This window comes from Pediococcus sp. M21F004 (genome assembly GCF_051122535.1).
GTDB classification, from domain to species: Bacteria; Bacillota; Bacilli; order Lactobacillales; family Lactobacillaceae; genus Pediococcus; species Pediococcus inopinatus.
In genome coordinates this window covers 1909309-1934497 of record NZ_CP177314.1, presented here as the reverse complement: position 1 = coordinate 1934497, position 25189 = coordinate 1909309, and the positions used below count along the sequence as shown (strand labels likewise).

Here is a 25189-nt window from a genome sequence, read left to right as displayed (position 1 = left end):
AACTGTTTGCATGATTAGGCAAACACTACCCTCTCAACACAAACAGTTACTTAGCTTTATTATTCAGTTACGCCGACCTCAGCACGTACAACATCGACAATCCGATCCACGTACGCTGAAACCTCTTCTTTTGTAGCTGCCTCTGCCATAACTCGCAACAAGTCCTCAGTTCCACTAGGACGAACTAAGACGCGACCTTCACCAGCCATTTCATCTTCAACAGTTTTGATAATTGCTAGAATTTTTTCGTTTTTTAATGCAGCTTTTTTATCTTGGACTCTTACATTAACCAACTTTTGTGGATAAGTTTTCACTTCGCCAGCTAACTCGGATAGTTTCTTACCTGTTTGTTTAACAATGTTCATAAGTTGTAAGGCAGTTAACATGCCATCACCAGTGGTATTAAAATCAAGAAATACAACGTGCCCTGATTGTTCACCACCAACGTTATACCCATTCTTTAGCATCTCTTCAACCACGTAACGGTCCCCAACTTGTGTTTGGACTGAGTGGAGATCATTTGCTTCAAGAGCCTTATACAAGCCCAGATTACTCATAACAGTCGTGACAACCGTGTCCTTCTTTAAACGTCCCCGTTTACTAAGATATTTTCCACAGATGTACATGATTTTATCGCCATCAACAATATTTCCCTTTTCATCGACTGCAATACAACGATCACCATCACCATCGAAGGCAACACCCATGTCAGCGCCTTTTTCTACAACAAATTTTTGTAAGCCCTCTGGATGCGTTGATCCCACATTGGCATTAATATTTAATCCATTTGGTGAAGTAGCCATTGTGTCAAATTCAGCACCCAAATCAGCAAAGATTTGAGAGACAAATCCACTGGTTGCCCCATTTGCAGAATCTACGCAGATGTGCAAGCCTTCTAAATCATCTGGAATTGTTTGTTCTAAAAATTGTGTATACTTGAGAGCTCCTTCTGGATAATCATTTTCCGTACCCAGTCCTTCAGCTGAAGGGCGTGGCAATTCATCAGTTTCTTTATCAATTAAAACCTCAATTTCGCCTTCTAATTCATCTGATAATTTGTAACCATCTGAACCAAAGAACTTAATCCCGTTATCCTGAACAGGGTTATGTGAGGCTGTAATCATAACGCCTGCATCGGCCTCTTGTTTACGAACTAAATAAGCAACTCCTGGTGTTGTGACAACTCCCATATCCAAAACTTCAATGCCCACGGAAAGCAACCCAGAAATTAAAGCTGTCTCTAATAATTGTCCTGAAATTCTCGTATCTCGAGAAACTAAAACTCTTGGTTGTGCGTTGGTATTTTCAGCATGTTCTGTTAAAACATAGCCACCAGTCCGGCCTAATTGAAAAGCCATTTCTGGGGTTAAGCTCTCGTTTGCGATTCCCCGCACACCATCTGTTCCAAAATATTTCAAAGCCATGATTTTTCCTCTTTCTATTCTTAAATTAATTTGAACTTGAAGAATCTGAAGCACTAGCGCTACTTGAAGTGCTTGCCGAACTGGATGAAGACGAAGAACTTGTCTTACTACTCCCGCTGGTCGACCCATTTCGTTTGTTATCTGCTGAGGTACTAGATGATTCCGCTGACGATTCGTCACTGCTATCTGATGAGCTTGCCGATTTTTGTACCGGTACAGTGACGCTGACCGCTTGGGGATCCAAAATAACATTCACTGTATTCCCATTATTATCTAACGCCTGAAGTAGAACCTGAGTAGTAATTTCTTTTTTTGTATTATTAGGTAAATTAATTTTTGCAATTACCTGTGTAATTCGATTAATTTCTGAAACAGATCCCGTTGCTGTGACCGTTTGTGATCGCAGAATTGCCGCTTTAGCTTCGTAGCCTTTGGCAATAACATCTTTATTGACTTCTGGTTGAATGGCAAAAGTTTTTGTTTTTCGATTAGCAATCGTCACATTGATAGACTGCGGATCAAAACTATAGGCCAGTTCTTTATTCAAACCCTCTTCTTTGATCTGCACTTTATGTTTGCCAACACCTAGTTTTCGCAATGACACATAAGCTTTAAAATTCTGTGTATTTGTCGTCGTGGTTACCAAAGCACTAGGCCCTGTAATCTTAACTTTAACCTTTGAAGGATAACCACTAACTAAATATTTAGAACTATTTACATCCAACTCGAGCGGTACCGTCAAAGTTTTTGTTTTGTTGGCCATTAGCGTCGCATCACTAGAGCTTCCATTTGAAGCCGTGTTGTTTAAACTTGTCTGATCCGACTTTACGTATGTAAAGAGGAGAACTGCTAGGACCAGGGCCAAGATCCGGTAAACCCATCGTTCTTTCCAAAAAGCTTTCATTTTTTAGGACCTCCTTTGAAGAATGTCACCAATCCTTCTACAAAGTCTTGAACAATGTTGCGACTTTCTGGCTCTTCATCACTGAGAAATTGATCTCTAAAGTAACGGAGATAATCTTCTTGCGTCATACTCCGTAGCAGTTCATTATCTTTTGTAATAGAAACCTCGCCAGTTTCTTCAGAAACGACAACCGTTACTGAATCTGTCACTTCACTAATACCAACTGCCGCTCGATGACGTGTCCCGAGTTCTTTTGGAATCATTGTGCTCTGTGAAAGTGGCAAATAAGCTGCCGCAACAGCTATTTTATTATCTTTAATAATAACTGCCCCATCATGCAATGGTGTGTTAGGAATGAAAATATTGATCAGAAGTTCTCCTGTGATATCAGCATCCAAAGCAATCCCTGTTTCAATATATTCTTCCAACCCGGTATCCATTTGGATCGTAATCAAAGCCCCGATTCGACGTTTAGACATGTATTGAATGGCCTTGTCCAAAGCAGCAATCATGCGTGCTTCGGCTTCGTTTTTAGTCTTATTTTTTACAAACATAGACCCTCGGCCGAGATGTTCCAAACCACGGCGGATTTCTGGTTGAAAAATCACAACCATTGCGATGACTCCCCAATTAATCACCTGGTCCATAATCCATGAAACTGTACTTAATCCTAGGAGAACGCTGACTACCTTAATTAAGATAATAACTACAATTCCTCGAAAGAGTTGAACAGCCTTTGTTCCTCTTACCAACATGATTAATTCATAGATCACAAACCACACCACAAGAATGTCGACTAGGTTCATAAAATTATGTAGGGTAATCAGTTGATTCCAAGCAAAATTCATTTGGTTTTCCTCCCAACCAGTACAAAAATAATTATAGCACAGACCATGTTTCTTGCGGCTTGAATTTAGGCCACAAGAATGGTTACCGGCCGAAGCATATAAAATTATTAGCGGGTTTGGCTAATAATTACCTTAGTGCGGAGAAGGACCATGTTTCTTGCGGTCTGAATTTAGGCCACAAGAATGGTTACCGGCCAAAGCATATTAGTTAGAGTTGATTTATGGAAAAAGTTTCCTATATTCTGCTACAATAAAATCAGCGAGGAAAACATGATGACAACAAAAACTAAATGGTTTATTCGAATTTGCTATGGCTTGGGTCTAATCTACATTGCTCTGTTTGTTCACCCACCCTACCATTTCTTACTTCTCAATACATTTTTAGCCTACATCCCAATCGAGATTGCGTTTCATATCCGTCCTAATTTTCCGAGAAACACAGGCTTATTTTGGCTGGGAATCTTACTCTGGTTGCTTTTTTATCCGAATGCTCCTTACCTATTGACTGATTTATTTCACTTAAGTTTGCTACATCCCTATGCGGATACTGGACTAATTCGATTATCAATTTCAATGTGGATTTATTATATTTACATGTTATTGGCAGTTATCCCCAGTGTCATACTTGGTATGTGGAGCATGATGCAAGTCACACGGTCAATCGTTAAACGCTACAGTATTCATAATCAGCTTGTTGAAATGGGAATTGTGCTATTTTTCACTGCTTTATCTTCAATTGGAATTTTCATCGGAAGATTTTTAAGACTCCATACAATATATCTTTTGATTAGTCCCGAATGGGTTTTAAAACCAATCTTTAATATGTGGTCCTGGCAAATGCTAGCATTCGTTTTCTTGATGACATTATTGCAAGGAACTATCTACGTTGTTTTACGTGTTATTCGCAATACAAACTAAACAAAAGGGTTGAAGTCATTACCGACTTCAACCCTTTTGTTTATGATACAGATCTTTTTGATTAGATAAAAATTGTTTTATAAATAAATGTCGCTAAAACACCAGCTAAAATAGGCGCTACAACCGGAACCCATGAATAACCCCAATGCGAACCACCCTTATTTTTCATTGGATATAAAGCATGTACAATTCGTGGCCCCAAATCACGAACTGGATTCAAGGCAGGCCCCGTGGCTCCACCCATCGAAATCACTAGGGTTGCCACTAAAAATCCGACTGAAAAGTTGGCTAACCCAATATTTTGTTTAAAAGCGATATCTTTTGTCATGGCGAGGGCACCAAAAACTAAAATGAAAGTTCCAACAAACTCATTCACAAAGCCGTCACGATAAGAACGGGCGGCATCAATTGTTGAAAACGTTCCAAGAATAGCAATAGGGTCTTCCGTTTGATTGTAATAAGGTTTGTAACACCAAACAACAACTAATTGGCCAAAGATGGCTCCCATAAGTTGAGCTATAAGATAAGGAATCACATTGCTCCATGGAAACATTCCGTTAATTGCTAGGCCTAAGGTAAAAGCCGGATTAATTTGATTTCCAGAAACATTTCCAAACATCATTGCAGGAATTAATACACCAGCCCCGTACCCTAGTCCAATTAAGATCCACCCACCTTTAGAACCCTTCGTTCCTTTAAGTTCAACGTTGGCGACGGATCCGTTACCCAAAATGACTAGAAATGCTGTCCCGATAAACTCGGCTACAGCACGAATTAATAAGCTATAATGCATTATGTTTCCCACTTTCTTTCCAAAGAATTATATTTTTTACACTGTTTACCACTATACGCTATTTCAAAAACTTATCAAAGGATAATTTTGGTTTGTATTTAATTCATAAATAATTTTATTCTTATTTGATCTAGCTCAAATGCGGCTTTTTGGTGCTTACTCCCTAAAATAATAGCTCCTACTCATCGCTTGGGATAGATCACAAAAAAAGCATTAGAAGTCGCTAACCTTCTAATGCTTTCTAAAATACGCTCAATCAATAAAACTTTTATTTTTCTCCAATAATTCTAACCTCGGTTTGTAAATGCACCCCAAACTTTTCAAAAACAATTCCTTGAACATGATGGATGACATCCAAATAGTCCGTTGCCGTCGCACCACCTACATTAATGATAAAGCCAGCATGCTTTTGTGAAACTTGTGCTCCGCCAATTTGAAATCCTTGTAACCCAGATTCGTGAATTAATTTGCCAGTAAAATATCCAGTTGGCCGTTTAAACACACTCCCACAAGAGGGATATTCTAAGGGCTGTTTTGAGGCCCGGAGGCGATTTAACTCATCCATCCGATTTCGAATTTGATCCGCATTTCCTGGAGCTAAATTAAAAGTTGCGGATAAAACAATATCTTCATAATCCTGAATACTGCTATGCCGGTATGCGAAATCTAGCTCATGATTTGTTAACGTTTTGATCTGCCCTTTACGAGTCAAAACCTGCGCTTCGCTAACCACTTCACTAATTTCGCCACCATAAGCTCCTGCATTCATAAATACTGCGCCACCAACGCTGCCAGGAATCCCGGCTGCAAACTCAATACCAGTTAAACCAGCTTGATATGCAGCTTCGGTTGTCGCAATCAACGCCGCTCCAGCCTGGGCCACGACTTGGCTCCCAGATACTTTAATTTCTTTCATCTGCGTTAGGATAATCGTTAGTCCGCGAATACCACCATCGCGCACAATCAAATTACTCGCATTTCCCACAATTGTTAAAGGCATCTGTTGCTGGTTTGCCCAGGTTAGTAATTCATTAACCTGTACCACAGTTTTCGGAAAAGCAAGATAATCGGCCGGACCTCCTGTTTTAGTATTTGTATACTTTGACAGCGGTTCATGGCTCATGATTTTGATTCCTGGAAATGTTTCATTTATCGTTTGCAAGATCTTACGGTTCCTTTCAGATTTATAATTAATTTCTAGTTTAACACTTCAAAGGCCTTAACGGCATCTCGACAAATTTTGTGACTTTCTATTGATGATTCTGCGGAAACTGGATTTGCTTGTTTTCCTTCGACTGCCGCCAAAAATTGGCGAGTCAAAGGATCAAATCCACGTGTCACCAATGTGGGTTGCCAATCTGGCGCCGTAATAATTTGTTTCCCAGCGGGCGTTTTTTTTATGAAAGTTTGACAATTTTCAACCGTTGCAATCCCGCCGGCCGTTTCAACAGTTATTTCTTCTTGATTGACCCCGCCGACTAAATTAATCTCCGCCGTTGCTGAAGAATGTTTCGTTTTTAAGGTTACGAGAGCCTGTTTTAAATTTTCACCTGTGGTAAACAATTGCGTTTGCTGAGATTGGATTGGCTCATCTAGTAAATAACGAACCGTATCAACCACATGGATAAGTAAGTCATAAATTGCAAATTTAGTCTCTTGAACAGCATCCTCTCGTAGTTTGATACCCCGAATAATTTGCTTATCTGGTAGGACCTTCAACTTTTGAGTTAAAGGAACAAATCGCCGATTAAAACCACACGTTAAAATCACCTGTTTTTGAGCCGCCAACCGATAAAGTTCTTCCACTTCTTCCAGGTTTTCGGAGACCGGTTTATCCACGTAAACATTAATATTATTTGCTAACAACTTCTTGATGATCTGGTAATGGGTTGCAGTTGGCGTATGGACGAACACTGCCAGTGGCTTCTCCGCGATCAACTCTTCAATATTTGATTCCCCATGAGTAACCCCATACTGGGCTTGCAATTTTCGCCGTTTTTCATCATTACGTGTACAAAAATGCCATTCATACTGATCCTGCAAGCTTGTCATGACTGGTAAATAAGCTTTTTGTGCAATGTTACCTAATCCCATAACGCCAATTTTTTTCATTTGTTTTGCCTTCTCATGATTTTGATTTTAAAACTCTCTACTATCTTTCTAACTTCCTTCAGATTATAATAGTACCAATCAGAAAGTTAGAAAGGATTTTTAAATTATGAATTTTGTGGCAATGGATTTTGAAACAGCATCCCCAAAACGTTACAGTGCATGTTCGCTTGCACTCACCATTGTGCGGGAGAATCAGATTGCTGATGAATTTTACTCTCTCATCAAGCCTGATACTGAATTTAGCTGGCGCAACGTGCAAATTCATGGTATTCATGAAGATGATGTTGCCGATGCACCAACATTTCCAGAGGTCTGGCAAGTTATCAATCCTCTTTTTCAATCTAATCAGCTTGTTGTCGCACACAATGCCCCATTTGATAATGGTGTTTTAAAGAGCTGCCTTGAGCATTATGACTTGCAACGGACCCACTATCTGACGCTTGATACCGTTCGGACAAGCCGTAAACTTTTCCCAGATTTTGAAAATCATAAGTTGGATACAGTCTGCCAGCATCTTGGTATTGAACTGGATCATCATCATAACGCTTTGGATGATAGCTTAGCATGTGCAAATATCCTGCTGTACGAAGCAAATAACTTTGGGACTGAACAATTAAAGCCCCTGATTCGAATGGCTAACTAAACGTTAATTTCATATCAATCGTTTCAAATGAGGCGCCGTTTTTATCACGGAAGCCTTTTTTGTTACGGTCAATTTCTTCAAATCCGAGTTTCTTATAAATATGTTCTGCACTCAGATTGCGCGCCTGGACCGTTAGTACCAACCCTGAAAGCCAACTAAATGATTCTCCCCACGTGAGGGTTTCTTCCATCAACGCGGTCCCTAATCCTTGTCCCCAAAGTTCAGATAACACAGCCACTCCTACTTCACCAAATTCGTTAGTTTCGCTTTTCATGACAGTCGCTAAACCAATTGCCTCATCTTGATACATGGCAAGTAAGATAAGATTTTCGCGGCTTTGTTGAATCAGTTCCAGTTGTTTTGCTTCAGTGTCTACCGTTAAATTGGCCAGATCATCTTCAACTGTAAAAGTTTCCGTTTCTTTATCTAGTTGTTTGAGTAACTTCAAGACCTGTAGGGAATCCTCAGCCCCAGCTTCCACGATCCTAACTTCATCACTCATTTTAAATCCTCTTTCAAATCATTTAAAAGAGTTGTGTATCGCTCCCCTTGAGCTTCAAAGTCTAATGTGCGCTGATTATCGCTTTCGTCATTTCGTTTAAGGGTAATTCTTAAATAATCTTCCGGTAAATAATCCTGAATAAACTGAGACCACTCAATTACCGAAACCCCATCACCATAAAAATATTCATCCCAACCGAGATCATCACCACCACCGTCCTCAAGACGATACACGTCCATATGGAAAAGTGGCATGCGCCCTTCCCGGTATTCATGAATAATGGTAAAAGTTGGGCTCTTTACGTAACGTTTGATTCCCAATCCTTTAGCTAATCCTTTGGTAAAAGTCGTTTTTCCAGCCCCAAGGTCGCCATCTAGTAAAATCACATCATTAGGCTTAAGACTGTCGGCGAGTCGTTCGCCAATTTTTTCGGTTTGCTCTGCTTGCTTTGTTTTTATTGTAAACATAATTTACCTCGTTTGTTGAGACTGATTCTCAGGCTTTTCGGACAAATCTACATGTTCTGGTAATTGCCAATCAATCGGTGTTTCACCTAACGCCTCTAAGGCTGCATTCGTCTTTGAAAACGGATGAGATCCAAAAAATCCGTGATAGGCAGAAAATGGGCTCGGATGCGCCGATTTAATGACAATATTTTTATCTGTATCAATCAATTCAATCTTAGCTTGAGCAGCTTTCCCCCAAAGTATGAATACCACTGGCGTTTCTCGTGCAGAAAGCTTTTCGATAGCTGCATCGGTTAGTTGTTCCCATCCTTTTCCCTTATGAGAAAATGCCTGTCCGTTGCGCACCGTCAAGACGGTATTAAGCATTAGAATTCCTTGTTTAGCCCACTTTTCTAGGTAACCATGAGAAACTGGTTTGATCCCTAAATCATCTTGTAGCTCTTTATAAATATTTTGCAAAGATGGTGGAATTTTGACACCAGGTAGGACAGAAAAACTTAACCCGTGCGCCTGATTCGGTTCATGATAGGGATCCTGTCCTAAAATAACCACTTTAACTTCACTAAACGGCGTCCACTCAAACGCTTCAAAGATATGAAACATGTCTGGATGAATTAATTGAGTTTTATATTCGGTTTTTAAAAAATCGTGTAAATCTTTGTAATAGGCCTTTTCAAATTCTGGTCCCAGAACTTCTTGCCAGTCATTATGAATAAACGTTTTCATTTTCGCACCTCTCCTCATATTCTAGCATAGCCTAAAATGTTTTAATAACATTAAATGTCGTTATCTTATGACTAAAAAAAACCGGAGGAACATGTTAAACTGAAGATATAAAAACCTGATAAGGACGTGGAAATATGATTTCAATAATTGCTTCTGATATGGATGGAACGTTACTCAATGAAAAAATGGAAGTTTCTGAAGGAAATGCCGCTGCCATTAAACAAGCCCAAAGTGAAGGTGTTCATTTTGTTATCGCAACAGGACGCCAGCTTTCAGAGGCCAAGCCCCTAATTGAAAAATTCGGAATTCAAGCACCAATGATTACATTGAATGGCGCTGCCGTTTACGATGTGGACGGAAAAGCTTTGGATATGGTGCCTCTCCATCGTGCTTCAGTTACCCAGATCATGCGCGAATTAAATTTAGCACACTTATACTATGAAATTGTCACAATCGACGGGGTCATTTCTAATAGCCGTGCCATGCATATTCAAAATTTGGCAGATCTACTTTCAAATCTTAATCCTGACACTCCATTTAAATTAGCCGTTTCTTTAGCCTCGGCACGAGTTGAACTAATGGATATCACATATGTCGATGATTACCAAGAATTGATTGATGACAAAAATGTCCGAATCTTAAAAATCATTGCCTTTTCAAATGATGGTCAAGACGAACTACAGCCCGTAGCTGATAAGATTAATCAAAAGGTTGATGTGGCCATTACATCATCTTCTCGCTCGAATATTGAAATTAATAACGTCCGTGCTCAAAAAGGTATCGCGTTGCAACATTATGCTGACGAATTAAACATTCCCATGTCACAAGTCATGGCAATCGGAGATAATTTAAACGATGCTTCCATGCTAAAAATTGCGGACACTAGTTACGCAATGGAAAATGCTCATACCGAAATTAAAAAAATTGCGAATCACTTAACCGTTTCGAATAACGAAGATGGGGTTGGAAAAGCCATCTTGGAACAACTCAAAACCAATCGTCAATAATGGTTTTGCTGCTATAGGAGTGAGTACTTATGCGCAAGCTTTATGTGAAACATCAAGATGCAAATAATAAAGGTGCCACGATCGTCCATGATGATTTCAACAATTCATGTTATCTGATGGTTGGTAAATGGGGAATCCGGCACGATGCCCTCTCTGTTTACAGTACAGACGGACAGCTATTGGCAGAAATCAAACAAACGTCAGTAGGAATTTTTCCTAAATTTGATATTTTTTTTAATGGTCAAAAAATCGGCTCAATTTCAAAGACCTTTGGCTTAATCCATGAATTTATGTATGTTAGTAAATTAAAATGGTTTATCACTGGAAACCTCCGAACCGGTTTGCATCACGTTTATAGTGGCCGTAAACCCATCATGAAGCTGGTATGCGGCACTACTTACAATGAGCTGACAATTACTACGGAGGCCACCGAGCCAGTTTGTATTTGCATAGCAGCAATTCTGGATCATTGGTCAAAGAAAAATAGCAAATCAAACATTAAGCGTGGATCTGCTGTTCCAGGATGGCAACTACCAAGTGGTGAGACTAGCTTTAACAATATCCAAAAACATAAAAAACACAAAAATAAATTAATCGAATAAATGGAGGAGTAAATTTGCAAATTCAAACCGCTCAAATAAAAGATGTCCCTCAAATCGTCACTTTAGTTAAGGTCATTTTAGAAGAAATGGAACTTCCTGCTCTCCATGAATTAAGTGATGAACAGCTGACTAAACTCTTTGAAAAAACATTTTCATCACCTGAATATCAAGGTGATCTGGCTAATTTGATTGTCGCTAAAGATCAAGATGAAGTGCTTGGTATGATGTTTGGCTATATAGGAAAAAACGAACAACAACTCTTTGACGTGTTTTCCCGCTACTACACCGAATTAGGAATTCCTGAAAAAACTGTTATCTTTTCAGATCGGGAAGCCGATGCGAATGAATGGTACCTTAACACGCTTTGTGTCGATGCTCATCATCGTGGTGAAGGCATTGGTACTCAGCTCTTAAATTACCTCCCAACAGTTGCTAAACAGGTTCACACCAATGAAGTCGGTTTACTAGTCGACTTTAAAAATCCTCAAGCCGAAAAATTATATCAGCGAATCGGCTTTAAAAAAGATCGTGTTCAAATCGTTGCTGGGCATAATTACAATCATCTTAAAATGACTGTCTAGCGTCGAAATAATTGAATAAGTAACCATCTTTAAAACTTGAAGTGGAAAATTTAATTTTGCTTCAAGTTTTTGTAGCGCTTAGGTTTAAATCTATGCTAAAATTAAATGATTTTTTAGATGGGAATTGGAATATGAAAAACACAAAATATATTAGCTGGCCGGTCCTCGGACTGATGGCCTTTGTTAATGTTATCGGCTTTGATGACATTATTTATAACTTTAAGAATCAAGGATTAGGTGTGATTACTACTTGGGTAATTCTATTCGCCTTATACGTTGTCCCCTATGGTTTAATGGTCGGTCAATTAGGATCCACTTTCAGTAAGTCTGGTGGTGGCCTAAGTTCCTGGGTTCGTGAAACCAGTGGCGACACACTTGGTTACTTTACAGCTTGGACATATTGGGCAGCTTCCATTCCGTATGTAGTGGACACCGCAAATTCCGTAGTTGTGGCCTTTGGCTGGTTAATCAATGGCAATAATTCAATGGAAGAACATATGTCAAATACCATGTTTGCCTTACTTACCTTTTTAGTATTTGTCATTTTTATTTTGATTCAGAATCGAATCAAAAATTCTTTGCAGCTCCTTAACGTCTTGGGTGGTGGTGCAATGTTTATTATGACCATCCTATTCGTTGTTTTAACGGTCGTTAATCTGACTAATGGACACGCAATCGCTTCAGCACCACTACACATATCCACCTTTACACCGAAAATTAACTTACACTTTTTCTCGACATTAGGTCTGTTAATTTATGCGACGAGTGGCTCCGAATTAGTCGCTCCGTATGTCACGCGGATGCGCAACGCCAAGCGTGACTTTCCAAAATCAATTATTATGTTGACAGTAATGGCCGGCTTTCTCACTATTTTTGGTTCGTTTTCATTAGGGGTTTTCTTTAATGATCATCATTTACCTGTCGATTTAAAAATGAATGGTAGTTATTACGCCTTTGATTATGTGGGCAACCACATTGGCTTAGGTCACTCGATGCTGTTCCTATTTTCAATTGCCCAGCTGTTATATATGTTTGCACTACTCGCATTGTTGCTAGATGCAATGACGCGAATGTTGATCTTAGACACTGGTAAACGATTCATGCCAAAACAGCTCTTAAAGCTCGATCATCATGGCCGTCCCATCAATGGCTATATTCTTACTTCAGCATTATCTGCTGGAATTCTTTTGATGGGTGTTTTTCTTCCCGACATGAATGAAATTTTTAACTGGTTACTTAATCTAAATGGGATTGTGTCTCCTTATGTTACTTGTTGGATATTTTTTGCCTTCATGCAAGTTCGAAAAAACTCCCAAAAATTCAAATCTGATTATGTCTTTATTAAAAATGATCGTGCTGCTTACCTTGTGGCTTTGTGGTGCTTCATTATTACATTTGTTGCGGCAACCTTCGGTATTTTACCCCAAGATGTCCCGCCAACCTCCTTTACGTATTGGCAAGAGTTGATTATGAACATTGCAACCCCAGGGCTTCTCTTAGCGTTGGGTTGGGTCATGCCCACAATTGCGCGTAGACAACGTAAAAAAGAACAATAACCTATACAAAAAAGCGAGGAAAACTACTGTATGAAAGTAGTTTTCCTCGCTTTTTGATTATCACAGCTTACCGATAACGCTTAACTGCTTTCGCAATTTCGCGTTCTTGGTCACGCTGTTTTAAAGTTTCACGTTTATCGTATTCATGCTTACCTTTTGCAACTCCAATCAGAACCTTAGCAAACCCATGTTTTAAATAAACTTTTAAGGGCACAATTGTAATTCCCTTATTTTGTGTTTGCTCAGCTAATTCCGCAATTTGTTTTTTATGCAACAACAATTTTCGGTTTCGCAATGGGTCATGATTAAACTGATTGCCTTCTGTATACTCACTAATGTGAATATTCATCAGGATGGCCTCACCATTACGGATTTGTACATAGCCATCTTTTAAGTTGATTCGACTGGCACGGACAGATTTAATTTCTGTGCCCGTCAGTACCATCCCAGCCTCAAAAGTTTCTGAAATTAAATAATCATGACGTGCTTTTTTATTTTGAGCTAAGGCTGGATCTCGTTGCTTTGTTTTTGCCTTTGCCATTTAAACCTCACTCCTACTTTTTCCGACCATACGGTTTTGAAGATGATGGCTTACCATGTGAGTTTGTTGCATGTGAGTTTTTAGCAGAATTATTTCGATAATTACTTGATGATTTTTTATTGAAATTCTTGTTGTGACTACCTTGTCGATTGCCACCTTTGTAATTGCCACTATTACGGAATTGACGTGGTGGTAATTGAATTTCACTAGTCGGCGTCTTTTCTGGGTGTAAGAGATCAAAATCAACTTCTCTTTGATCCTTGTCCACTCGAATTAACTTAACTTCAATTTCTTGACCAATTTGGTATGTTCGGTGCGTATTCCGCCCAACCAAAGCCATTTGGTTTTCAACGTATTCATAATAGTCGTCTTTCATTTGACTGATATGAACAAGTCCTTCAACAGTATTATCTAATTCAACAAACAACCCGAACTTCATTACCGAGCTCACAACAGCCTTAAATTCTTCGCCAACGTGATCGCCCATAAATTCAGCTTTCTTCATCCCATCAACGTCACGTTCTGTATCAATACCTCGCCGTTCCAATTTAGAAGTATGAGCCGCAACTTCAGGAACCTTCTCAACAAATTGAGCTTGTGATTCTTCACTAAGGCCGTCCTCTTCGTAATGACGGATTAAACGATGCACAAACATATCTGGATAACGTCGAATTGGTGACGTGAAATGCGTATAGTATTCTGCAGCAAGGCCGAAATGTCCCAAAGAATCCTCAGAATATTTGGCCTGCTTCATACTACGAAGCATCATGATCGAAATCATGGGTTCTTCTTTACTTCCCGAAACCTGTTTCAAAACGCTTTGTAACATTTTGGGTTTGATATCCTTTGGACTACCCTTAACTGTATAACCAAAGTTTGTCAAAAATTCAAAGAATTTCAACATTCTGTCACTGTCAGGCGTTTCATGGACACGGTACAAGAATGGCACTTTGAGCTCTGAATAATGTTGAGCCACGGTTTCGTTAGCTGCCAACATAAACGATTCGATCATCCGTTCAGAAGTTCCCCGAACGCGAACTTTAATATCAATTGGATGACCAGTTTCATCTACAATAATTTCAGCTTCGTTATCATCAAATTCAATTGCTCCACGACGCTTCCGACGTTTCAGCAAGATTTTATGCAATTCGCCCATTGTTTCAAACATTGGCACTAAATCAGCATAGCGTTCCCGCGTTTTTTCGTCGTGAGCTTCAAGAATCTTATTAACATTTGAATAAGTCATTCGCGCATTAGATTTGATCACACTTGGATAAATCCGGTGATTGACTACTTTACCATTTTCGTCCATTTCCATTTCACAAGTCATGGTCAAACGCTCCACATCAGGATTCAAAGAACAAATTCCGTTAGAGAGCTTCCGCGGTAACATTGGCACCACACGGTCAGTCAAGTAAACACTGGTACTCCGCCGATAAGCTTCGTGGTCCAGAGGTGACCCCTCTTTAACATAATGACTCACATCAGCAATGTTGACGCTCAAATGATAATGTCCATTAGCCATTTTATAAACACCAACAGCATCATCAAAATCTTTAGACCCGTCCCCATCAATTGTCACAACTGTTTCATCAGTCAAGTCTTTACGACCGACTTTTTCTTCATCTGTCACGAATTCTGGGATCGCTTTGATTTCCTCTTTAACATCATCAGGAAATTCATATGGTAATTCGTGTTGATAAATAACCTGAAGAATATCAACCCCAGGGTCATCTTTAAATCCAATGGTCTCAACAGCGAGGCCTGCCATCAGTTTAGGATGTTTCAAATTAGGATACTGAGTCACTTCAGCAGTGATCACAGCCCCTTCTTGTGGCTTGATTCCTGAAGCTAAAACATCAAAATGATATGAAGCTAATTTTTTATCTTTTAATGCAATTTCACCGATAACGCCATTTTCAGGATCTGCACCTGAAGTTTGAAAAACCCCAACAGCCTGCGTAAAATGACGCTCCGTAATCTTAGTAACGACCCCTTCAGGCCCTTTATCATCGCCAGGTTTAGCCTGACGTGTGATCCGAACATCAACTTCATCCTGATTCAATGCAAAAGCTGTATGATCTTCACTAATATAAACATCTGGAATTTCCGGATCGATGGCTACGAAACCAAAGCCACGGTCGTTGGCATGGAACACACCGTGAACGATTTGTTGATCTGGTTGAATGGGCAAGGTGAATTTCCCCTGCTCTGTGATATGAACACGATTTGACCGTTCCATCACAGCAAGTTCTTTAACTAAAATATTAAAAACACTTGCTCCTTCAAGTTTTAATTGTTGAAAAATTTCTTCAGCTGTAAAATTTTCCTTAGGATGTTGACTTAATAAACTGCTGACAGCAGCTTGAATTTTATTTGTTTCCATTTTTTACCTCAAATTTTAAATTTGTTTTTTAACTTAATAAAAGCCTCCTGCAAAACACAGGAGGCTCAATCATTAGTGAGAAGAAACATAGACCATCGCAATTGCAACGGCAAAGAAAATAATTCCTAATCCTAATGTGACTTTTTGCATAAACGCTTCAAATCCACGCGGTTTTGAGTGGGCAAAAAGGTCATCTGCCCCACCTGAGAAAGACGACAACGCGTTATCTGTCTTTGCTGGCTGCATCATTACCGAAATGATAATCAAAACTGAAACAATTAATAGTATTGTCATTAATAAATTATACAAGTAGCGACCTCCTACCTAAGCTTGTAGTATATCCTCTATATTTTATCATAGTTTAGCTTTTTTTCCAGTGTTATGGATAACTTTTCCTATTGAACACGGAATTACTAAATAAAAATCCTGACCAAATTCTTTTTAATCAATTCGATTGGATAGGCAGTTTTCTTAATTGGCGCGCAATATTCCCCCGGTTTTGATGACTAGTTGTCACAATTAAGGTGTCTCCCGCTTGAAGTAGCGTATCTCCATGGGGAATGATTTCAAGTTCACCTCGACGAATGGCAATTAGTAAACTGTTCCCCGGCCACTTAAAATCACGCACTTGATGTCCCGCTAAATACGAACCAGCAAAAACCGGAAATTCTACCCGATCCAATTTACCACCCACACGTGGCATTTTAGGTTTCACAATTTTGTGAAGTAATGATTCATAAATTGGGGCACCACCTAGCAAATCAACTACCAAATAGGCGGTAATTGAAACAATTGCGAGTGGCATTAAATGATGCAGCGTCCCGACCATTTCGGTAATTAACAAGATGGCAGTAAACGGGGCTTTTCCAATTCCGGCAAAATAGCCCGCCATTGCAATAATAATAAAGTTAACCAAATATGCGGATGGCATCATTCCTAACTGAATCATGACTTTTCCATATATAGCACCAAGAATGGCACCTAACGACAAAATTGGCAAAAAAATGCCACCAGGAAGCCCAGATCCATAAGAAATCATGGAAAAAATAAATCTTAAAAGAAAGATCCCAATCAATATAATTAGGGCCGGAGAATGCGCAGCAATGGCTAAGATAATATTATTCCCACCACCTAATAAGTTAGGTACCAACATGCCAATCGGGATAATCAACACAAATGGCACAACCCCAAATAACCAGCTCGGTAATTTGGTCAAATAGGCATACCAATCACCCATTTTAAGTAAGACACGTTGATAAATGAACCCCATTAGCCCAAGGAAAATACCTAGCAGAATTAGATGCGGATACATTGTAAGCGGTAGTGTGCTTGCGTAAACAATATGTAAAACTGGTGTTAAGCCAAAAAAGATTGTAGAAACAAAGTTTGAAGCAATAGCACTAGCTAGCGCTGTCGTCCAAATCAGTGGTGAAAAATTATGATAAACCTCTTCAAGCACAAATAATGTACTAGCGATTGGTGCATTAAACGCGGCAGACAATCCAGCCGCTGCTCCACTTGCAATGAGTACCCGGCGTTTTAACTCTGTCTTGTGAGTTAGTTCGGCATACCCCTGTGCGATTGTAGCGCCTAACTGAATTGATGGCCCCTCGCGACCTAGAAACAGTCCTGAACCAATCGCCAGTATGCCACCCACAAATTTTCGCCATAAGACTGGCCACCAAGCATATTCTAAGTTGCCAGAGAGTTGCCCTTCTACTTGGGGGATACCAGATCCCTTTATTTCAGGATATTGGCGACCCATATAACCAACCACAACGGCAACCAGGAGCATAATAATCAGCCAAACTGGAATTAATTCCCAGTGCATTGAAAGTTGTTTATAAACGATCATCATCAGTTTCAGGCCATTCACAATCGCTAATCGAAAAATACTGACGATGAACCCGGCAATGGCACCCGTAATGCATCCTTGCAAAATATAAGTTAACCGAGTCCGATCAGGAACCCTTTGCTTTTTTGTTGGTTGTCCTTGCCACTGCATATTATTTCACTTCTTAATTTTATAATTTTTAAACGTCACTATTTAGTTTAGCACGAAAATACTTAAAATAAAAAAACCGGACAAATTAATTATCCGGTCCTTAACTCTTAAATTAGTGAATCTATTTCTTTCGATATGGTTGATGCTTAAACATTCGCGCTGCTTGAACGGCCTCTTGCCACCCGGAGTATAAGTTTTCGCGCTCTTCTCCATTCATATTTGGCAAAAAGCTCTGGCCAGATTGATAGATTGTTTTAATATCTTCTATATTTTTCCAAAAACCGACACCAAGGCCAGCCAAAAATGCTGCCCCAAGCGCTGTTGTTTCTAAATCAGCAGCTCGGTCAATTTCAATTCCAAGAATATCTGCCTGGAACTGCATCAAGTAATTGTTATGAGAGGCTCCTCCGTCCACTTTAAGCGTTGGAATCTCGATTCCTGCATCTTGCTTCATCGTATCCACAACATCCCGTGATTGATACGCTAACGATTGTAACGTTGCTTTGACAAAATCATTCTTTGTTGTTCCGCGGGTTATTCCGAAAATTGATCCGCGCGTAACTGAATCCCAGTAAGGTGCCCCCAAACCAGTAAACGCCGGTACCACATATATTTCATTATGATCCGTTGAATTAAAGGCATCTTCCTCAGATTCTGCGGAAGTTTTCAACAACTGCATGCCATCTCGTAACCACTGGATGGCTGAACCAGCAACAAAAATACTTCCTTCTAGCGCGTAATAGACTTGGCCATTAATCCCATAAGCAACGGTGGTCAATAAATTATGATCCGATAGTTGCGGCTCGGTCCCCGTATTCATCACGACAAAGGCTCCGGTTCCGTATGTATTCTTGATCATCCCTGGCTCAAATGCCATTTGCCCAAACAGTGCCGCTTGTTGATCCCCTGCCATCCCTGAAATGGGTACTTCACTACCGTAAAAATGATAATCCTTCGTATATCCATAAATTTCAGAATTTGACTTTGTTTCTGGTAACATGGCCTTGGGAATGTTGAGGAGTTTTAAAATATCTGTATCCCATTTGAGTTCGTGAATGTTAAATAACATCGTCCGACTTGCATTTGAATAGTCCGTCACATGCACATCCCCGCCGGTAAGCTTCCAAACTAACCAGGTATCAATCGTGCCAAACAGCAACTCACCGTTTTCTGCCCGCTTTTGGGCATTGGGAACTTGGTCCAGAATCCAACGAATTTTTGTTGCCGAGAAATAGGCATCCACAATCAAGCCAGTTTTTTGATGAATCTCTTTTTGATAGCCTGCCAAAATTAATTGATTCGCAATATCTGCTGTTTGGCGGGATTGCCAAACAATGGCATTATAAATTGGTAAGCCAGTTTTTTTATCCCAAATCACCGTCGTTTCCCGCTGGTTTGTAATACCAATTCCTTTAATTTGGGAGGGCCTTATTCGTGACTTAATTAAAGCGTCAGCAATCGTGGACAATACAGCGTCCCAAATTTCATTGGCGTCGTGTTCAACCCAGCCGGGATTAGGAAAAATTTGTGTGATCTCTCGTTGTGCATCAGCAACCTTTTGACCAGCATGATCAAAAATAATGGCCCTCGTGCTTGTTGTCCCTTCATCAATGGACAAAATATAACTTTCTGGCATTTTTATAACCTCATTTTATTTTTAAACAAGTTCTGTAACCAACTGGGCAGCAAGTTCAATCGCTTGCTCATGAGCACCCTCACCCCAATCCCGTTCTTGGTGTTGATTTAAATTAGCCAGTGAATCAGCTGTAAAAAATAACTGTCCAAATTGAACATTGCGAAATTGGGCACAAGCAGCTAAAGCAGCACATTCCATTTCAACAACTGTGCAGCCCTGTTGCTTACGCTTTCTTACTAAAGCGGCAGTCTCACGAAAAAAGCCATCCGTTGTCCAAGTTTCCACTTCTCGAAACTCAAGCTTATTTTTAGTTAAACCTTTTTCCATACTAGCAACTACTTCCGGATTCAAGGCAATAACATCAGATCTCAAAACATAATGGAAAGAAGTCCCTTCATCCCTTAGGGCAACCGTTGGAATTAAAAATCTGTCCTCAGCAATATCCGTCAATACGCCACAGCTCCCCACACTAATAACTTGCTTAACACCAAACCAAATTAAGAATTCCAGAAATTGTACCGCAGCTGGCGCACCCAACGGCGCTTGAGCCACCGTAATCCATTCATTCTGGTATCGACACTCGTAAACAGGGTAAGTTTTGGTAATTGTTTCAAACTTGCCAATCTGTTTGCCACCATTTTGTTCAACAAATTGTAAAATCTCTTCATCACGTAAAAATGGAAACACAGCTTTCTTGTGAAAAGAAAATGGACCATCATGACCCGGCATCAATACGGCTTGACGATGCGCATCAAAATCAAAAAGTGGCAAACTATTTAACATTCTGCATTCCTACTTCCTACTATCAATTACCATCATTTTACTCTTTTTGTAGCAAAAATTCAGTACAAAAAAGAGCCATCCGGAATAATCCAGATGGCTCTTAACGAACCCATTTGCAAACGTTAAATTACTTGTTTGTAATAGCGTCGCGTGCTTGTTCGCTCAAGTTATAGAAGGCTTTAATACCTTTGTAATCGCCAACTTCACCTAATTGATCTTCGATACGCATCAATTGGTTGTACTTAGCAATACGTTCTGTACGGCTCATTGAACCAGTCTTAATTTGACCAGCATTCAAAGCAACAACTAAGTCAGCAATTGTTGTATCTTCTGTTTCACCAGAACGATGAGAAACGATTGCTGTATAGCCAGCTTCCTTAGCCATTTCGATAGCATTAACAGTTTCTGTTAATGTACCAATTTGGTTCAACTTGATCAAGATAGCATTACCAACGCCCATCTTGATACCTTTAGCAAGGTAGTCTGTGTTTGTAACGAACAAGTCATCACCAACGATTTGAACTTTCTTGCCAAGTTTGTCAGTAGCCATCTTCCAGTCTTCCCATTCGTTTTCATCCAAAGGATCTTCGATAGAAACAACTGGGTACTTGTCAACAATACCATCAAGTAAGTCAACAAATTCAGAAGCGGTATATGACTTGCCGTCACCCTTTAAGTCGTACTTCTTTGTTTCTGAGTTATAGAATTCAGAAGCAGCACAGTCAAAGGCAATTGCAATGTCTTTACCAGGTTTGTAGCCAGCACGTGTGATAGCTTCAACAAGGATTTCAAATGGTTCCTCATTGTTCTTCAAATCAGGTGCAAATCCACCTTCATCACCAACAGCTGTTGAGTAACCTTTTTCGTTCAAAAGATTCTTTAAGTTGTGGAATGTTTCTGATGACCAACGAATTGCTTCTGTAATTGTTGGAGCACCAACAGGCATGATCATGAATTCTTGGAAGTCAACATCATTATTAGCATGTTTCCCACCATTGATAACGTTCAACATTGGTGTTGGCAATGTATGAGCGTTGAATCCGCCTAAGTAGTTGTACAAAGGAATTTGGAGCTCATCAGCAGCAGCACGAGCAGCAGCCAAAGATACACCAAGGATTGCGTTTGCGCCCAACTTAGCTTTGTTAGGAGTACCATCAAGTTCGATCATAGCTTTATCAATTGCTAATTGGTCAGTTACTTCATAACCAACAATTTTCTTAGCAATTAACTTGTTAACATTTTCAACAGCCTTTGTAACACCTTGGCCCATGAATTTGCTCTTGTCGCCATCACGAAGTTCAACAGCTTCATGTTCACCAGTTGAAGCACCAGAAGGAACGATTCCACGGCCGAAACCGCCATCTTCTGTATATAATTCAACTTCAACAGTTGGGTTACCACGTGAATCTAAAACCTGACGTGCATAAATATCAGTAATAAGTGACATATTGTAATTTCTCCTCACTAAATTTAGTAAATTCTGTTACAAATCAATTGTATTACAAATCGACTTGAAAATTAAGCATTAAAGTTAACTAATTCCAAGAATGATTCAGGAACCATACTTGCACCACCGACTAAACCGCCATCGATGTCTTCTTTGCCCATTAATTCTTTAACGTTAGCAGGTTTAACACTACCACCGTATTGAATACGAACTTTAGAAGCAGTTGTTTGGTCGTATAACTTAGCAACAGTTTCACGAAGGACGTGAACAACTTCTTGTGCTTGATCACTTGAAGCTGTCTTACCAGTACCAATTGCCCAGATTGGTTCGTATGCAATCACAAGTGAAGCCACTTGATCTGCAGATAAACCTTTAAGTGCATTAGTAATTTGGCCTGAAACCCACTCATTTGTTTGACCAGCTTCACGTTGATCTAAAGTTTCACCACAGCAAATGATTGGTAACATATTGTTAGCAAAAACTGCTTTAGCTTTTTTGTTAATATCTTCATCAGTTTCGCCGAAATATTGACGACGTTCTGAATGACCAATAATAACATAGTCAACACCCATTTCAGAAAGGACTTTAGGTGAAGTTTCACCAGTAAAAGCACCTTCATCTTCAAAGTAACAATTTTCAGCAGCTACTTTAAGGTTTGTGCCTTTAGCAGCATCTAACAAAGCTTGTAAATCAACGGCAGGAGCACCGATAACAGATTCAACTTTGTCAGTTGCAGGAAGTTGATCCTTGACAGCATTAACAAATTCAGTTGTTTCTTTAGGGTTCTTGTTCATTTTCCAATTTCCAGCAATAATTGGTGTACGCAAAATAATACTTCCTTTCATCTATAACAAATTATATTTTAAACAGCAGAAAAGAATTGAATTTCAATTCAATCCTGTTATAAAACTTATTTGTTTGAAATTGCAGCAATTCCTGGTAATTCCTTGCCTTCGAGGTACTCAAGTGAAGCACCACCACCAGTAGAAATATGTGTTAACTTATCGCCAACACCAAGTTGTTTAACAGCAGCAGTTGAATCACCACCACCAACAATTGTTGTAGCATCTGTTAATGTACCCAAGAACTTACCAACTTCAAGAGTTCCTTCAGCATAGTTGCTCATTTCGAATACACCCATTGGTCCATTCCAAACAACCGTCTTAGCATCTTTAAGAACATCTTTGAATTCTTTGATTGACTTAGGTCCGATATCAAGTGCCATATAGCCATCAGGAATATCTCCTTCAACCACCTTATGAGGTACATCATTATCGAATTTTTCAGCAACAACACTGTCTGAAGGAAGCACAATCTTGTCTCCAGCCTTATCTAAGATTTCTTTAGCTAAAGCAACCTTGTCTTTTTCAACAAGTGAAGTACCAATCTTCATGCCTTTAGCAGCATAGAATGTATATGTCATACCACCACCGATAATAACTTTGTCAGCTTTATCGAGCAAATGATCAATGACACCAATCTTGTCAGAAACCTTAGCACCACCCAAGATAGCAACGAATGGATGCTTTGGATTATCAACAGCATTTCCAAGGAATTTGATTTCCTTTTCCATTAAGAATCCAGCAGCAACTGGTTTGTTAGCTGCTTTCATAGCTGTAGCAACTCCAACGTTAGAAGCGTGTGAACGATGTGCTGTACCAAAAGCATCGTTTACAAACTCGTCGCCAAGTGAAGCCCAGTATTGACCAAGTTCTTGGTCGTTACCGCTTTCCTTCTTGCCATCAAGATCTTCAAAACGAGTGTTTTCGAATAAGAGAACATCGCCATCTTTCATGTCAGCAATTGCATCTTCTAATTGTTTGCCACGTGTTGCAGGTACAAATGTGACAGGTTTGCCTAATAAATCTGACAAACGTTGAGCAACTGGACGCATTGTTAATGCTTTCTTGTCGTCTTCAGTCTTAATACGGCCAAGATGTGAGAACAAGATTGCTTTACCATCATGTTCGATGATGTATTTGATAGTTGGTAATGCAGCAACGATACGGTTATCATCACCGATTACACCATTTTTTACGGGAACATTAAAGTCCACACGCATTAAAACTTTTTTGTCTTTAACATCTAAATCAGAAACTGTTAATTTAGCCAAAGTTATTCCTCCTAATTTAAGAAATTAATGTATTATCAATAAAAAAAGACGGAGGAAGTTTGCCTCCCTCCGCCTTAAACCGTTAGACGGTTTTGAAACCTGCAAACTTAAAAGATTAAATTAATTTAATCCTAGAGAGTAGCAAACTTCAATAAAGTACGTACCATTTGGCAAGTGAAGCCGTATTCGTTGTCGTACCAAGCAACAGTTTTAACTAATTGATTGTCTCCAGCGCTTGTAACTTCAGTTTGTGTTGGGTCAAAGATTGAACCGTATGTTGTGCCGATAACGTCACTAGATACGATTTCGTCTTCGTTGTAACCAAATGATTCGTTGTTTTCTGTATGTTTCTTGATTGCAGCATTAACTTCGTCAGCTGTAACGTTCTTGCCTAAGATTGCAACTAATTCAGTTAATGAACCATCAACAACACCAACACGTTGTGCATGTCCTTGTAATTTACCAACTAATTCTGGGATTACAAGACCAATAGCTTTAGCAGCACCAGTTGAATGAGGAATAGTGTTAACACCAGCAGCACGAGCTGCACGTAAGTTACCACCACGAACTGGTCCATCAAGTAACATTTGTGTACTTGTGTAAGCATGGATTGTTGTCATTGTACCTACTTTGATACCAAATTCTTGGTTCAAGAAGTAAGCCATAGGTGCTAAACAGTTTGTTGTACATGAGCCAGCAGAAACAATCTTGTCATCTGCAGTTAAAACGTCATCATTAACGTTGTAAACAACAGTCTTAAGATCATTACCAGCAGGAGCAGAAATCAGAACACGTTTTGCGCCGGCATCCAAATGAGCTTGTGCCTTTGCTTTTGATGTATAGAAACCTGTACATTCAAGAACAAAGTCAACGCCATCAGCTTTAACCCATGGAATATCCTGTGCTTTAGGTTCTGCGTAAACACGGTATTTCTTGCCATCAACAATGATGGAGTCATCTGTCGCGCTAACCTCACCAGGGAAAGTGCCATGTGTTGAGTCATACTTCAATAAATGTGCCAACATTGCTGGACTTGTCAAATCATTGATAGCCACAACTTCAATATCATTTGACTTTGCGCCTAATTCATAGATGCGACGGAAAGCTAAACGACCGATACGTCCAAAACCATTAATACCAATCTTTACAGTCATACTAAGATTTCCTCCTTTAGGAATCAAAAAAAATAATTTTT

Annotated in this window: 25 protein-coding genes; 6 read left to right on the top strand and 19 right to left on the bottom strand. The window is 39.5% G+C overall.

The annotated features are described in order from the left end of the window. Nucleotides 1–59 precede the first annotated feature (59 nt). Genes glmM through cdaA form a run of 3 tightly spaced genes read right to left on the bottom strand, consistent with a single transcriptional unit; the run spans nucleotide 60 to nucleotide 3176 of the window. Complete coding sequence (gene glmM, locus ACLHK8_RS09605) at nucleotides 60–1424, bottom strand: phosphoglucosamine mutase (protein ID WP_323715173.1); 1365 nt, start codon at nucleotides 1422–1424, stop codon at nucleotides 60–62. Between the two features lie 25 nt (nucleotides 1425–1449). Next, on the bottom strand, nucleotides 1450–2328 hold the full coding sequence (locus ACLHK8_RS09600; protein WP_323715174.1) for a CdaR family protein: 879 nt from the start codon (nucleotides 2326–2328) through the stop codon (nucleotides 1450–1452). Then, nucleotides 2325–3176, bottom strand: a complete 852-nt coding sequence (cdaA, locus tag ACLHK8_RS09595; protein WP_434520322.1) for a diadenylate cyclase CdaA — start codon at nucleotides 3174–3176, stop codon at nucleotides 2325–2327. Before cdaA ends, ACLHK8_RS09600 begins: the two co-directional genes overlap by 4 nt. Before the next feature lie 270 nt (nucleotides 3177–3446). Between cdaA and ACLHK8_RS09590 the strand changes: the two genes are divergently transcribed. Further along, nucleotides 3447–4094 carry a DUF1361 domain-containing protein gene (locus ACLHK8_RS09590; protein ID WP_434520321.1) on the top strand — a complete coding sequence of 216 codons (648 nt, stop codon included), beginning with the start codon at nucleotides 3447–3449 and terminating at the stop codon, nucleotides 4092–4094. Between the two features lie 61 nt (nucleotides 4095–4155). Here ACLHK8_RS09590 and ACLHK8_RS09585 read toward each other — a convergent pair whose 3' ends face one another. The 3 genes from ACLHK8_RS09585 to ACLHK8_RS09575 all read right to left on the bottom strand — a co-directional run bounded on the left by ACLHK8_RS09585 (nucleotide 4156) and on the right by ACLHK8_RS09575 (nucleotide 6999). Then, nucleotides 4156–4887, bottom strand: a complete 732-nt coding sequence (locus tag ACLHK8_RS09585; protein WP_323715176.1) for an MIP/aquaporin family protein — start codon at nucleotides 4885–4887, stop codon at nucleotides 4156–4158. 268 nt (nucleotides 4888–5155) lie between these two features. Further along, complete coding sequence (gene murB / locus ACLHK8_RS09580; protein ID WP_323715358.1) at nucleotides 5156–6010, bottom strand: UDP-N-acetylmuramate dehydrogenase; 855 nt, start codon at nucleotides 6008–6010, stop codon at nucleotides 5156–5158. Between the two features lie 74 nt (nucleotides 6011–6084). Next, the gene (locus tag ACLHK8_RS09575) at nucleotides 6085–6999 is read right to left on the bottom strand and encodes a Gfo/Idh/MocA family protein (protein WP_323715177.1); all 915 of its coding nucleotides are present in this window, start codon (nucleotides 6997–6999) and stop codon (nucleotides 6085–6087) included. A 106-nt stretch (nucleotides 7000–7105) separates the two neighbouring features. On the opposite strand from ACLHK8_RS09575, the gene ACLHK8_RS09570 reads away from it, so the two are divergent. Beyond that, a complete protein-coding gene (locus ACLHK8_RS09570) occupies nucleotides 7106–7642 on the top strand; it encodes a 3'-5' exonuclease (RefSeq protein ID WP_057772229.1) in 537 nt (178 codons plus the stop codon). Here ACLHK8_RS09570 and ACLHK8_RS09565 read toward each other — a convergent pair. The 3 genes from ACLHK8_RS09565 to ACLHK8_RS09555 are packed head-to-tail and all read right to left on the bottom strand — an operon-like array spanning nucleotide 7635 to nucleotide 9337. Next, complete coding sequence (locus ACLHK8_RS09565; RefSeq protein WP_323715178.1) at nucleotides 7635–8144, bottom strand: GNAT family N-acetyltransferase; 510 nt, start codon at nucleotides 8142–8144, stop codon at nucleotides 7635–7637. The genes ACLHK8_RS09570 and ACLHK8_RS09565 overlap by 8 nt on opposite strands. Next, a complete protein-coding gene (gene tsaE, locus ACLHK8_RS09560; RefSeq protein WP_323715179.1) occupies nucleotides 8141–8611 on the bottom strand; it encodes a tRNA (adenosine(37)-N6)-threonylcarbamoyltransferase complex ATPase subunit type 1 TsaE in 471 nt (156 codons plus the stop codon). Before tsaE ends, ACLHK8_RS09565 begins: the two co-directional genes overlap by 4 nt. A gap of 3 nt (nucleotides 8612–8614) precedes the next feature. After that, entirely contained in the window at nucleotides 8615–9337 is a 723-nt protein-coding gene (locus ACLHK8_RS09555; RefSeq protein ID WP_057772222.1) for a uracil-DNA glycosylase, read from the bottom strand. Nucleotides 9338–9471: 134 nt separating this feature from the next. Between ACLHK8_RS09555 and ACLHK8_RS09550 the strand changes: the two genes are divergently transcribed. The 4 genes from ACLHK8_RS09550 to ACLHK8_RS09535 all read left to right on the top strand — a co-directional run bounded on the left by ACLHK8_RS09550 (nucleotide 9472) and on the right by ACLHK8_RS09535 (nucleotide 13083). Next, nucleotides 9472–10344, top strand: a complete 873-nt coding sequence (locus tag ACLHK8_RS09550) for a Cof-type HAD-IIB family hydrolase (protein ID WP_057772220.1) — start codon at nucleotides 9472–9474, stop codon at nucleotides 10342–10344. A gap of 29 nt (nucleotides 10345–10373) precedes the next feature. Then, entirely contained in the window at nucleotides 10374–10946 is a 573-nt protein-coding gene (locus ACLHK8_RS09545; protein WP_057772218.1) for an LURP-one-related/scramblase family protein, read from the top strand. A 14-nt stretch (nucleotides 10947–10960) separates the two neighbouring features. Then, nucleotides 10961–11527: a GNAT family N-acetyltransferase gene (locus tag ACLHK8_RS09540; protein ID WP_434520320.1), complete on the top strand. Its 567-nt coding sequence runs from the start codon at nucleotides 10961–10963 to the stop codon at nucleotides 11525–11527. Nucleotides 11528–11658: 131 nt separating this feature from the next. After that, complete coding sequence (locus ACLHK8_RS09535) at nucleotides 11659–13083, top strand: APC family permease (protein ID WP_323715181.1); 1425 nt, start codon at nucleotides 11659–11661, stop codon at nucleotides 13081–13083. A gap of 67 nt (nucleotides 13084–13150) precedes the next feature. Here the strand turns inward: ACLHK8_RS09535 and smpB are convergent, their stop codons facing one another. From smpB to gap, 10 genes are all read right to left on the bottom strand, one after another. Then, nucleotides 13151–13624 carry an SsrA-binding protein SmpB gene (gene smpB, locus ACLHK8_RS09530; RefSeq protein WP_323715182.1) on the bottom strand — a complete coding sequence of 158 codons (474 nt, stop codon included), beginning with the start codon at nucleotides 13622–13624 and terminating at the stop codon, nucleotides 13151–13153. A 13-nt stretch (nucleotides 13625–13637) separates the two neighbouring features. Further along, a complete protein-coding gene (gene rnr, locus ACLHK8_RS09525; protein ID WP_063696840.1) occupies nucleotides 13638–16010 on the bottom strand; it encodes a ribonuclease R in 2373 nt (790 codons plus the stop codon). A 72-nt stretch (nucleotides 16011–16082) separates the two neighbouring features. Beyond that, nucleotides 16083–16319, bottom strand: coding sequence for a preprotein translocase subunit SecG (gene secG / locus ACLHK8_RS09520; RefSeq protein WP_057772878.1), 237 nt, complete (start codon nucleotides 16317–16319; stop codon nucleotides 16083–16085). 136 nt (nucleotides 16320–16455) lie between these two features. Continuing rightward, nucleotides 16456–18015 (bottom strand): ClC family H(+)/Cl(-) exchange transporter, encoded by a 1560-nt coding sequence (locus ACLHK8_RS09515; protein ID WP_434520319.1) that lies wholly within the window; start codon nucleotides 18013–18015, stop codon nucleotides 16456–16458. 121 nt (nucleotides 18016–18136) lie between these two features. Next, nucleotides 18137–19651 carry a glycerol kinase GlpK gene (gene glpK / locus ACLHK8_RS09510; protein WP_057772874.1) on the bottom strand — a complete coding sequence of 505 codons (1515 nt, stop codon included), beginning with the start codon at nucleotides 19649–19651 and terminating at the stop codon, nucleotides 18137–18139. 21 nt (nucleotides 19652–19672) lie between these two features. Beyond that, nucleotides 19673–20434, bottom strand: coding sequence for a nucleoside phosphorylase (locus ACLHK8_RS09505; protein ID WP_323715185.1), 762 nt, complete (start codon nucleotides 20432–20434; stop codon nucleotides 19673–19675). A 127-nt stretch (nucleotides 20435–20561) separates the two neighbouring features. Further along, a complete protein-coding gene (eno, locus tag ACLHK8_RS09500; protein ID WP_057772870.1) occupies nucleotides 20562–21881 on the bottom strand; it encodes a phosphopyruvate hydratase in 1320 nt (439 codons plus the stop codon). Nucleotides 21882–21952: 71 nt separating this feature from the next. Further along, the gene (gene tpiA / locus ACLHK8_RS09495; RefSeq protein WP_057772867.1) at nucleotides 21953–22708 is read right to left on the bottom strand and encodes a triose-phosphate isomerase; all 756 of its coding nucleotides are present in this window, start codon (nucleotides 22706–22708) and stop codon (nucleotides 21953–21955) included. A gap of 83 nt (nucleotides 22709–22791) precedes the next feature. Further along, complete coding sequence (locus ACLHK8_RS09490) at nucleotides 22792–23994, bottom strand: phosphoglycerate kinase (RefSeq protein ID WP_057772865.1); 1203 nt, start codon at nucleotides 23992–23994, stop codon at nucleotides 22792–22794. A 131-nt stretch (nucleotides 23995–24125) separates the two neighbouring features. Then, nucleotides 24126–25148, bottom strand: coding sequence for a type I glyceraldehyde-3-phosphate dehydrogenase (gene gap / locus ACLHK8_RS09485; RefSeq protein WP_063696834.1), 1023 nt, complete (start codon nucleotides 25146–25148; stop codon nucleotides 24126–24128). Between the last annotated feature and the right edge of the window lie 41 nt (nucleotides 25149–25189).